The sequence below is a fragment of the Mesorhizobium sp. M7A.F.Ca.US.002.01.1.1 genome (assembly GCF_004022955.1).
GTDB lineage: Bacteria > Pseudomonadota > Alphaproteobacteria > Rhizobiales > Rhizobiaceae > Mesorhizobium > Mesorhizobium ciceri.
The window spans coordinates 1-11,531 of the sequence record NZ_RZQE01000164.1 but is presented as its reverse complement, the minus strand read 5'-3'; the positions used below and the strand labels follow the sequence as shown (position 1 = coordinate 11,531).

General features: G+C 63.1%; 10 protein-coding genes. 8 read left to right on the top strand and 2 right to left on the bottom strand.

Features of this window, described 5'->3' with window-relative positions; translation table 11 throughout:
• The coding region (locus EN932_RS17430; protein ID WP_128368943.1) for a LysR family transcriptional regulator at positions 1 to 430 on the bottom strand (430 nt) is incomplete at its 3' end.
• A gap of 121 nt (positions 431 to 551) precedes the next feature.
• Here EN932_RS17430 and EN932_RS17425 point away from each other — a divergent pair.
• Both EN932_RS17425 and EN932_RS17420 read left to right on the top strand, forming a co-directional pair.
• Positions 552 to 1,703 (top strand): gamma-butyrobetaine dioxygenase, encoded by a 1,152-nt coding sequence (locus EN932_RS17425; RefSeq protein ID WP_127369889.1) that lies wholly within the window; start codon positions 552 to 554, stop codon positions 1,701 to 1,703.
• The gene (locus EN932_RS17420; RefSeq protein ID WP_127369890.1) at positions 1,700 to 2,290 is read left to right on the top strand and encodes an HD domain-containing protein; all 591 of its coding nucleotides are present in this window, start codon (positions 1,700 to 1,702) and stop codon (positions 2,288 to 2,290) included. The genes EN932_RS17425 and EN932_RS17420 overlap by 4 nt, the downstream gene beginning before the upstream one ends.
• A 71-nt stretch (positions 2,291 to 2,361) precedes the next feature.
• Here EN932_RS17420 and EN932_RS17415 read toward each other — a convergent pair whose 3' ends face one another.
• A complete protein-coding gene (locus EN932_RS17415) occupies positions 2,362 to 4,164 on the bottom strand; it encodes an NAD(P)/FAD-dependent oxidoreductase (protein WP_064993779.1) in 1,803 nt (600 codons plus the stop codon).
• A 420-nt stretch (positions 4,165 to 4,584) separates the two neighbouring features.
• Between EN932_RS17415 and EN932_RS17410 the strand changes: the two genes are divergently transcribed.
• The 6 genes from EN932_RS17410 to EN932_RS17385 all read left to right on the top strand — a co-directional run.
• Entirely contained in the window at positions 4,585 to 5,739 is a 1,155-nt protein-coding gene (locus tag EN932_RS17410) for a DUF6600 domain-containing protein (protein WP_128368942.1), read from the top strand.
• A 257-nt stretch (positions 5,740 to 5,996) separates the two neighbouring features.
• Positions 5,997 to 7,778: an acetolactate synthase 3 large subunit gene (locus EN932_RS17405; RefSeq protein WP_082826477.1), complete on the top strand. Its 1,782-nt coding sequence runs from the start codon at positions 5,997 to 5,999 to the stop codon at positions 7,776 to 7,778.
• Between the two features lie 85 nt (positions 7,779 to 7,863).
• Positions 7,864 to 8,436, top strand: coding sequence for an acetolactate synthase small subunit (gene ilvN / locus EN932_RS17400; RefSeq protein WP_127369654.1), 573 nt, complete (start codon positions 7,864 to 7,866; stop codon positions 8,434 to 8,436).
• A gap of 132 nt (positions 8,437 to 8,568) precedes the next feature.
• Complete coding sequence (locus EN932_RS17395) at positions 8,569 to 9,165, top strand: LysE family translocator (protein ID WP_024501399.1); 597 nt, start codon at positions 8,569 to 8,571, stop codon at positions 9,163 to 9,165.
• A gap of 247 nt (positions 9,166 to 9,412) precedes the next feature.
• The gene (locus EN932_RS17390) at positions 9,413 to 10,687 is read left to right on the top strand and encodes an efflux RND transporter periplasmic adaptor subunit (RefSeq protein ID WP_127385509.1); all 1,275 of its coding nucleotides are present in this window, start codon (positions 9,413 to 9,415) and stop codon (positions 10,685 to 10,687) included.
• Positions 10,684 to 11,531: efflux RND transporter permease subunit (locus EN932_RS17385; RefSeq protein WP_164890516.1), on the top strand; the 848-nt coding region annotated here is incomplete at its 3' end. The genes EN932_RS17390 and EN932_RS17385, both read left to right, overlap by 4 nt.

The window sequence follows — 11,531 nt, the reverse complement described above, 5'->3', positions numbered from 1 at the left end:
CCGAGCCCGGCAGGTCGTAATCGGTAGGGCGATGGATCGTCACCAGGTCGAGCTGGATGCGCGGCAGTGCCTTCGCGAGATCGGGCAGCGCCGGAACCAGCATCAGCAAGGCAAAGGAAATCGGCGCCCGGATGGTCACGGTCTGGACGGCGCGCGGCTCGAACAGTTCCGCGGTGCTGTTGCCGATGGTGGCGAAGGCCGACTGGATGTGGGGGAGATAGGCTGCCCCCTCCGGCGACAGGGCGACGCCGCGCGCCAGCCGCGAAAACAAACGTGTCTTTAGCCGCTCCTCGAGAAAGCGGATGTGTTGGCTGACGGCCGCCTGGGTGAGGCCAAGCTCGGCTGCCGCCGCGGTGAAATTCGACAGCCGCGCCGCAGCCTCGAAACTGCGCAGCCAGTCGAGCGGCGGCAGGGGTGTGGTTCGAGACATTAGTATATCGTGGTCATTGCCCAAAATATGATAATTTGAATTATGCCTCTCGCGCGATCAACATGCAATCGAAACCCTGCGGATCAGCTGCAGGGGACGCAATGGACAGGAACGGATCTCCATGCTCACCCAGGCGCTGATCGGCAACGAAGGTAGAACAATCGAACTTGGCTGGAAGGACGGGTCGCGCAGCCGCTTTCACGCCATGTGGCTGCGCGACAATGCGCTGGACGACAAGACGCGCAGCGCCGGCAATGGCCAACGGCTGATCACCATCCTCGACATTCCCGCCGACACCAGGATCGGCGCGGCATCGGTCAAGGGCGGTGCCCTGGAAGTCAGCTTCGTGCCGGAGCAGAAAACAGTGAGTTTCCCGGCGGCATGGCTGAGCGCCAATGCCTATGATCGTGACGCGGCCCGCCAGCCCGGCTGGACAGACGAGGCCACCGTGCGATGGACCAAGGCCTCGATGCAGAATTCGGTGCCGCGCGCCGGCTATGCTGCGGCCAGCCATGATCGCGCTGTGCTGGGGCAATGGCTGTCGGCGGTGAAAACCTATGGCTTCGCGGTGATGGACGATCTGCCGACCGAATCCGGAGCGCTGTGCAAGGTGTCCGATCTGTTCGGCTATATCAGGGAGACCAATTACGGCCGCTGGTTCGAAGTGCGCGCCGAGGTCGATCCGAGCAATCTCGCCTACACCAATCTCGGGCTCCAGGCGCATACCGACAATCCCTATCGCGACCCCGTGCCGACGCTGCAGATCCTGTCCTGCATCGAGAATACGGTTGAGGGCGGCGAATCCAGCGTCGTCGACGGATTTGCCGTCGCGGCTGCGCTGCAGGCCGAGAACCCGGAAGGCTTCCGGCTGCTGAGCTCATGCCCGGCGCGCTTCGAATATGCCGGCTCTTCCGGTGTGCGGCTGCAGGCGAAGCGGCCGATGATCGAGCTCGGGCCCGATGGCGAGCTGATCTGCATCCGCTTCAACAACCGCTCGCTGGCGCCGACGGTCGACGTGCCCTTCGCCGACATGGAGGCGTACTACGCCGCCTACCGCCGGTTCGCCGAACTGATCGAGGATCCATCCTTCGAAGTGACGTTCAAGCTCGAAGCGGGGCAGGCTTTCATCGTCGACAACACGCGCGTCATGCACGCCCGCAAGGCGTTTTCCGGAACCGGCAAGCGCTGGCTGCAGGGCTGTTACGCCGACAAGGATGGCCTGCTGTCGACGCTCGCGTCGATAGAACACGGGTTCAAGGAGGCGGCGGAATGAGCGGCCAGGATTTGAACGCGGACAATATCGTCGAATTCATCGCCGACATCTTCGAGCGCCGGGGTGCGGAATCCTATCTCGGCGAACCCGTCACCATGTCGGAGCACATGCTGCAGGGCGCCTGGTTCGCCGAAAAGGACGGCGCGCCGGACGAGCTGGTGGCGGCGGCGCTGCTGCACGACATTGGCCACTACACCAGCGAGTTCGGCACCTATTCGCCCGAGGATGTCGAGGACAAGCATCATGACGAAGCCGGCGGCGAAGTGCTGGCGCGGTTCTTTCCACCTGTCATCGTCGAATGCGTCAGGCTGCATGTCGCCGCCAAGCGCTATCTCTGCGCCACCGACCCGACCTATTTTGGCAGGCTTTCGCCGGCCTCGGTGCACACGCTGTCGCTGCAGGGCGGGCCGATGAATGCCGAGGAGGTGGCCGAGTTCCGCAAGAACCCGTTCCGTGAGGAAGCGGTCCGGGTCCGCATCTGGGACGAGAGCGGCAAGATTGCCAACATGAAGACGCGGACGTTTCGCGATTACGTGCCGCTGTTGCAGCGGGTGGTGACGCAGTTCGCGGCGGGTAAGCCGGCGTAATTCCCTCAAAGGAAGGAGGCAGGGTGCAAGCCCTGCCTTCTTTCTTCCGGCTTCGCCGGAATCGCGCTCGCCTACCCCTTGTGATGCACCTGCTGCAGCCCGTAGACCGGCGTCGCCAAGCCGGCCTGCCTGGCCTTCAGCTGCAGCGCCAGGAATTGTGAATAGTGGCGTGACTGGTGCAGGTTGCCGCCGTGAAACCACAGCGCTTCCTGCTGTGTAGGCTTCCACATGTTGCGCAACTCGCCTTCCCAGGGGCCGGGATCCTTGGTGGTGTTCGAGCCGAGGCCCCAGCATTTGCCGACCTTGTCGGCGGTTTCGCGCGATATCAGATCGGCGGCCCAGCCGTTCATCGAGCCGTAGCCGGTGGCGTAGACGATGAGGTCCGCAGGCAGTTCCGACCCGTCGCTGAGCAGAACCGAGTGCTGCTTGATCTCTTCGACGTCGACGCCGCTCTTCAGCTTGATCGAACCATCGATGACCAGCTGCGATGCGCCAACATCGATGTAATAGCCAGAGCCGCGCCTGAGGTACTTCATGAACAGGCCGGACTCGTCGTCGCCCCAGTCGAGCATGAAACCGGCCTTTTCCAGTCCCTTGTAGAATGCCGCATCGCGTTTCTTCATCTCGGCATAGGCCGGGATCTGGAACTCGTGCAGGATCTTGTAGGGCAGCGAAGCGAAGATGAGATCGGCCTTGGCGGTGGTGATGCCATTCTGCAGCGCCTGCTCCGAATAGAGCGAACCCAGTCCGATTTCCATCAACGTGTCGGACCTGGAGATATGGGTACTCGAGCGCTGCACCATGGTCACGTCGGCGCCGGCTTCCCAAAGTGCGGCAGCGATGTCATGGGCGGAATTGTTGGATCCGATGACAACGGCCTTTTTGCCGGCATAGGCGTCGGGACCCGGATGCTTCGACGAGTGGTGCTGATCGCCCCTGAAGGTCTCCATGCCCTTGAATTTCGGCAGATTGGCTTTGCCGGACTGTCCGGTCGCCAGCACCAGCTGCTTCGGCTTCAGCGTGATGTCCTTGCCGTCACGGTGGACGACAACGGTCCATTCCTTCGTCTTGTCGTCATAGGAAGCGCTTTTGGCCTCGGTCGAGGACCAGTAATTCAGCTCCATTACCTTGGTGTACATTTCCAGCCAGTCGCCGATCTTGTCCTTGGGCGAGAAGACCGGCCAGTTCTTGGGGAAATCGATATAGGGCAGATGGTCGTACCAGACCGGGTCATGCAGGCAGAGCGACTTGTAGCGCTTGCGCCAGCTGTCGCCGGCACGCTCGTTCTTCTCGATGATGATGGTCGGCACGCCAAGCTGCCGCAGCCGCGCGCCGAGCGCGATACCGCCCTGGCCGCCACCGATGATCACCGTATAGGGCTGCGTCTTGAAGCCGAGCTCGGCGGCTTCCCTCTCGCGCTCTTCCTTCCATGTCGGACGGTTCTTGCCCGAGCCGTGCCTGGCGCCCATCGGCCGCGCGAAGCCTGCCGGCTCCTCGTGGCCTTTCAGTTCGGCCATGGTGGTCAGCAGCGTCCAGATCTTGCCGTTCTTCAGCCTGATATGGCCGAAGCCGCGTGCCGCCTCCGTCTCGAAGCTGATCCAGCCCTCGATCAGTTCGCCGCTCTCGGTCGCGTCCTCGCCCTTGGCGATGGCGAAGTGCGATGGCCTGGTGTTCGACAACTGGCTTTTCAGCATGTCGCGGACCTGGTCGCGGCCTTCCATGGTCTTGATGTTCCAGGTGAAGGTAACGAGGTCGCGCCAGTAGCAATCTTCTTGAAAGCAATCGACCGCCTTCTCGATGTCATTGGCAGCAAGCGCGGCGCCGAATTGGTCGAGTACGTCAGACAGTTTCTTGCTAGAGGGCTTGTCGAGCATCAGGTTTCCTCCCGTGAAATCCAGATCGTCATGGTGGTGGCTCCGACGGGCTTGCCGCCGGACGATCAAGTATCGTCAGAGATGGCGGCCCTCGTCACGCCCCACCATAGTTTCCAGCGGTTTCAATGGTTTATTCGCAAAATGGGATCACCCGGCGGTTTCGCAATCGCCCGGGCGCCGGAAACGACCGTCCCATTTGTGAATGCCGCGCCGGTCGCGCAAAGTTGATGGTCAAATGCCGCAATGCGGTCACCGGGGCCGATAACAACCGATCGGTGAGAAGCCGGGAAGCGGTGGCGGGCAGCAGGGCGGTTCCCGGGATTTTCTGGATGCGGAACTCTGGAGCCCGTTATGATTATCATATCCTTTTTCCAAGCGTCTTCACGCCACTCTCTCGGCCGGCGTGGACGTGCTGCAGCAATGGCCGCGGTCATGGCCTTGAGTGCGACGGTGACCGGCCCGCTGGTGCTGCCCGGAACACAGGCGCATGCGGCGGAAATTTCCGTCACCGTCCGCGAAAGGCTTTCGAACTATGGCGGATGGCGAACCTCCAGCCGCTTCGGCGATGTCTGGGTTCCCTCGGTGCATACCCAATGGCGGCCCTACACCGAAGGCAGGTGGGTCTGGACTGACAATGGCTGGTACTGGCAGTCCACCGAGCCATTCGGCGATGTCGTCTATCACTATGGCCGCTGGGCGTATGATCCCGATTTCGGCTGGGTGTGGATCGCCGGCGATCAATGGGCGCCAGCCTGGGTGGTCTGGCGTCAGGGCGGCAATGATGTCGGCTGGGCTCCGGCGCCGCCCGACGTCGGTGCCGCCTTCGACGACGCCTGGTGGTGTTTCGTGCCGGTGGCGGCGATCGGCGCGGTGGATCTGGTCAGGGTGGTGCGGCCGGTTCAGGAGAACGTCGTCATCGTGCGCAACACGACATTCATCAACCAGACGGTCGCGGTCAACAATGCGCCACGCGTGCGGCTTGGCAACCAGGTGGTTGCAATCAATGCCGGAACCCGGCTGCAGCAACTCCCGAAGCCAGTCATCGACTCGATCAAGGCGGCAAGACTGGTTCCTCCGCCCAAAGGCGTGTTTGCCAGTGCACGTCTCGATGCTTCCAGGGGCGCCGAAATCAAGAAGCTTGCCGGCAATGCAATGGGGAACGGGCAAATCGTGGCGGGCCCCAAGACTGCGATCGGCGGCAAGGCCATTTCCCCGGGCGCGGTGGCTGCCAGCAATCCAGCCGTCGTGAAGCCTGGCAACACTGTGCGCAAGCGGATGGTCGCCGGCAACGGCGCGAAGGCCGATGCGCTCAAGCTGCATGCCGACAGGACCGCGGGCGATGGACGTATCGTTGTCAAATCGTCGGCCAAACCGGGGTCGGCCAAGCCGGTCTCGGGGCAGCGTCCTGCACGCGGTGCCGGGCAACAGAAGCCGCATCAGCAGGCGATGGCAATGCATATGCCCCAGCACCATGGCCCGGCAAGGGTGGCACCTCACCATCCGCCAGCGAAGATGCAGGCGAGGAAGGTGTCCAGATGCGATCCGCGCGTTTCCCGCTGCAAGGCGCCGCGCTGATCGCCTCAATCGCGCCGGCACGCTGTGCGCGCCGGTGTGATTTTTCCCGTTGACAGGTCGCCTTGCCCGCCCTTAGTGTCCGCCACCATGAAAACAGCACTCATTCTCGTAGGAAAGCGCGTGGGCAAGGCGGTGTAACCGCCGGGCGAAAACCCCCCATGCGCAAGACACAGGCTCCCTCGGGGGCCTTTTTTATTGCCTGAAACACGACTAAACGACCAGCAAACGCCCAATGGCGACAGTACGGGACCAGACCGATGAGCAACGGACAGAACGAGCGGCGCGAGATGACGGGCGCCGAAATGGTGGTGCAGGCGCTGAAGGACAATGGCGTCAAGCATGTCTTCGGCTATCCCGGCGGCGCTGTCCTTCCGATCTATGACGAGATTTTTCAGCAAGACGAGGTCGAGCACATACTGGTGCGCCATGAGCAGGGCGCCGGCCATGCGGCGGAAGGCTATGCGCGTTCGACCGGTAAGGCCGGCGTGATGCTGGTGACCTCCGGCCCGGGCGCCACCAATGCGGTGACGCCGCTGCAGGACGCGTTGATGGATTCGATCCCGCTGGTCTGCCTGACCGGGCAGGTGCCGACCTCGCTGATCGGCTCGGACGCTTTTCAGGAATGCGATACGGTCGGCATCACGCGCCCCTGCACCAAGCACAACTGGCTGGTGAAGGACGTCAACGAGCTCGCCGCCACCATCCACGAGGCCTTTCATGTCGCGACCACCGGCCGTCCCGGTCCGGTCGTCGTCGACATCCCGAAGGATGTGCAGTTCGCCAAGGGATTCTATGTCCCGCCGCAGATCGCGCCACGCACCAGCTACCAGCCAAAGGTCCAGGGCGACCTGGAGAAGATCAAGGCGGCGGTCGAGTTGATGGCGGGCGCCAAGAAGCCGATCATCTACAGCGGCGGCGGCGTCATCAATTCCGGCCCGGAAGCGAGCCATCTGCTGCGCGAACTGGTCGATCTCACCGGTTTCCCGATCACCTCGACGCTGATGGGCCTCGGCGCCTATCCGGCATCAGGCAAGAACTGGATGGGCATGCTCGGCATGCACGGCACCTATGAAGCCAACATGGCCATGCATGATTGCGACGTGATGATCTGCATCGGCGCGCGCTTCGACGACCGCATCACCGGTCGGCTGACCGCCTTCTCGCCGAACTCGAAGAAGATCCACATCGACATCGATCCGTCGTCGATCAACAAGAACGTCCACACCGAGGTGCCGATCATCGGCGATGTCGGCCGGGTGCTGGAGGATATGGTGCGGCTGTGGCGGGCGAGCGCCAAGGCCGACAAGAAGGCGCTCTACCCCTGGTGGGAGCAGATCGCCAAATGGCGTGCGCGCGACTCGCTCGCCTACAAGATGAACAACGACGTGATCATGCCGCAATACGCCATCGAGCGGCTCTACGAACTGACCAAGGGCATGGACACCTACATCACCACCGAGGTCGGCCAGCACCAGATGTGGGCGGCGCAGCACTATCGTTTCGAGAAGCCGAACCGCTGGATGACGTCGGGCGGGCTGGGCACGATGGGTTATGGCCTGCCGGCAGCACTCGGCGTGCAGATCGCGCATCCCGACGCTTTGGTCATCGACATTGCCGGCGACGCTTCGGTGCAGATGACGATGCAGGAGATGAGCGCGGCGGTGCAGCACAATGCGCCGATCAAGATCTTCATCCTCAACAACCAGTATATGGGCATGGTGCGGCAGTGGCAGCAGTTGCTGCACGGCAACCGGCTGTCGCATTCCTATACCGAGGCGATGCCGGACTTCGTCAAGCTGGCCGAGGCCTATGGCGGCCACGGCATTCGCTGCGAAAAGCCGGACGAGCTGGACGACGCGATCAAGGAGATGATCTCGGTCAGGAAGCCGGTGCTGTTCGATTGCCGCGTGGCGACGCTCGCCAACTGCTTCCCGATGATCCCGTCGGGCAAGGCGCATAACGAGATGCTGTTGCCCGACGAGGCGACCGACGAGGCGGTGGCCAATGCCATCGACGCCAAGGGCAGGGAACTGGTGTAGCCGGCAGAACCAAGGCAGGGCTGTCGCGAGAAAGCCCTGCGCAAACAAAGAATTAGCTCAAGAGCTTGAAATCGAGATTCATGTCATGAACGCACAGCTACAACCGACCGGTTCGGCCTATTTTATCGCCAAGGAAACGGAAAAGCCGGAAAACCACACGCTTTCCGTGCTGGTCGACAATGAGCCGGGCGTGCTTGCCCGGGTCATCGGCCTATTTTCCGGGCGCGGCTACAACATCGAGAGCCTGACCGTCTCCGAGACCGAGCATGAAAAACACCTGTCGCGCATCACCATCGTGACGCGCGGCACGCCGCATGTGCTGGAGCAGATCAAGCACCAGCTGGAGCGCATCGTGCCGGTGCACCGCGTCGTCGACCTGACCGTGCGCTCGCATGAATCCGGCCAGGAGCGGCCGCTGGAGCGCGAACTGGCGCTGGTCAAGGTCGCCGGCCTCGGCGAGGCCCGGGTCGAGGCGCTGCGGCTGGCCGATGCGTTCCGCGCCAGCGTCATCGACGCCAACACCGAGCATTTCATCTTCGAGATCACCGGCAAGGGCTCCAAGATCGATCAGTTCATCGCCATCATGAAGCCGCTCGGCCTGGTCGAAATCTGCCGCACCGGCGTGGCGGCGTTGAACCGCGGCCCGCAGGCGATGTAGGCCTTCGGTGCTGGCGCCGGGCGCGCCAGCCAGCTTCCACAGTGAGGCTTCTGGCCCCGCTGTGGGCCGTCCGTGGGCCTTTGCGGGTTGCCTAGAAAAGACAACGATCCTGACTTGTCGGGGAGGATATCCATGTCGCTTGACGCTTTCCTTGCCCTGCTTGTCTACGCCTTGGTGACTTCGATCACGCCGGGGCCGAACAATCTCATGCTTCTGGCATCGGGCGTGAATTTCGGCATCGTCAGAACCGTTCCGCACATGCTTGGCATCAGCATGGGTTTCCTCGTGCTGCTGCTTGCCGTCGGTCTTGGCCTTGGCGCTGTGTTGACGGCGTTTCCGGCGCTGCATACCGCGCTCAAGATCGCCGGCGGCGCCTATCTTTTGTACCTCGCCTGGAAGATCGCCATGTCGCGCACGCTGACCGGCAAGGGCGAGACGAAGGCGCGGCCGATGCGCTTCATCGAGGCGGCTGCATTCCAGTGGGTCAATCCCAAGGCGTGGGTGATGGCGATCACCGCCATGGCCGTCTATGCCAATGCCGAGCACCCGTTCCTGTCGGTGGTGTTGATCGCTGTGGCCTTCACCATCGTTAATTTACCGAGCGTCTCGGTGTGGGCTGGGTTCGGCACCGCGCTGCGCGGTTTCCTGTCGGACCCGGTACGGCTGAAATGGTTCAACATCGCCATGGGCGTGCTGCTGGCGGCGACGCTTTGGCCGATGCTCAAATAGGTCGAGACGCGCACATTCTGGTCGTCTCAGGCCGGAAGGCGATGGCTCGCAAGCCGTCGGATGGGGATTCAGCCCGTGTTGCACATCCATTGTGCAGTGCACATTAAATCTTCGTAATGCCGTGTTTTGGCCCTTTTCCGACAAAGGCGCGTCCTATCTATTCGGCGAAATCGCGGCAACGGGCCGTGATTTGCGCTAGAGTAGAACCATCGGACCACGACGTGTCGGGTGGAGAGGGCCTTTGACCATGCGTGGAAAAGTCGTTCTTTCGTTGCTTGCCGTCGCCTGTGCGGGCGCGGCCTGGCTCTATGTGTCTCCGGACGCGCTGAGCAAGGCTCAGCAGCTCATCGGCGCAAAGCAGGTCGCTGCCGCGGACAAATCGGCAACCGGCAAGCCGGCAGCGGGCGACAAGGTGGCAGGTGGCGGCGGTGCCGCCCGCTCGGCTTCCATCCTCTCGGCCGTCGCCTCGACAGCCGATTTCCCGATCCGGCGTTATGCGATCGGCTTCGTCTCGTCTCCCGCCGTCGTCAACATCAACGCGCGGGTGTCCAGCCAGATCGTCTCGATCGACGTCAAGGATGGGCAGATGGTCAGGGTCGGCGACGTTCTGTTCTCGCTCGATGACCGGGCGCTGAAGGCGCAGCTGGCAAAGGATCAAGCGGCGCTCGCCAAGGATCAGGCGCTGCTTGCCAGTTCGAATTCCGATCTCCAGCGCGCCAAGGATCTGGTTGCCAAGCAGGCCGGCACGCAGCAGACCTACGACCAGGCCGTCGCCGCGCAGAAGGCTGCCGCTGCGACCGTTGACGCCGACAAGGCGACAATCGACGCCGACAATGTCCAGCTTGGCTTCGCCACGATCACGGCGCCGATTTCCGGCAGGCTGGGTGCGGTCAGCGTCGCCGTCGGCGATCTCGTCACCGTCAGCAATGGCAACAGCAGCACGGCGACCCCGCTGGTGACCATCACCCAGATGGACCCGCTGCAGGTCAACTTCAATCTGCCGGAAAGCAATCTCGCCCTGCTGCACAAGGCGCTTGCCAATCCGCAGCAGGGCGCGGTGACACTGACCAAGGATGGTGACCCGACGCCGATCGGCAAGGGCACGCTCGATTTCGTCGACTCCAGCGTCGACACCGCGTCGGGCACTATCGCGACGCGGGCAAGTATTCCCAATGCCGACCTTTCGCTATGGCCCGGCCAGTATGTGAATGTCGTGCTCGACGCCGGCATCATGCCGCAGATGACATCGGTTCCTACTGTCGCGGTGCAGCCAAGCCAGAAGGGCCCTTTCGTCTATGTGGTCAAGCCGGACAACACGGTCGAGATGCGGCCGGTGCACGTGGCGCTGACCGAAGGCGACAACAGCGCCATCAGCCAGGGGCTGAAAAGCGGTGAGAAGGTTGTCACCGAGGGCCAGACACGGCTGAAGGACGGCGCCGCGGTGCATGAAGGCAAGACCACGGCGGGTGCCGCTGCGCCCAAGGTGGCCGAGGCGACCAGGGTCGGCGAGGCCGCCCAATGATTTCCGAATTCTGCATACGCCGGCCCGTCGCCACCCTTCTGATGTCGTTCGCCCTCGTGCTGGGCGGGCTGTTCGCCTACAAGTTCCTGCCGGTGGCGGCACTGCCCAGCGCCGAATTCCCGGTGGTCAACGTCTCGGCCTCGCTGCCCGGCGCCTCGCCGGAAACCATGGCGACATCGGTGGCGACGCCGCTGATCAAGCAGTTCGCCACCATCGCCGGCATCGATTCGATCTCGACCACCAACTCGCTTGGCCAGACCTCGATCGCCATCCAGTTCGTGCTCAACCGCGACATCGACGCGGCGGCGGCCGACGTGCAGGCGGCGATCGCGCGCACGCAGAAATCATTGCCGTCGCAGATGACGGCGCCGCCGAGCTATCGCAAGGTCAATCCGGCCGACGCGCCGATCCTTTTGATGTCGCTGGTCAGCGACACGGTTCCGCTGACCGACCTCGATGCGTTCGCGGAAAACGTCATCTCGCCGTCGCTGTCGACCATCGACGGCGTGGCGCAGGTCTCGATCTTCGGCCAGCAGAAATACGCGGTGCGCATCCAGATCGACCCGACCGCGCTTGCCGCACGCGGCATCTCGATCGATCAGCTGCAGGCGGCGGTTGCCTCGGCCAACAGCAACACGCCGCTCGGCGTGCTCCAGAACGACAAGCAGCAGCTCACCATCACCGCCAACACGCAGCTGACCGACGCCGCCGGTTTCTCCAACATCATCATCGCCACCAAAAACGGTCACCCGGTACGGCTGGGCGAGGTGACCCGCGTGGTCGATTCGGTGCAGACGACCACGACGGCGAGTTGGTACGATGGCACCCGCGCGATCATCATGGC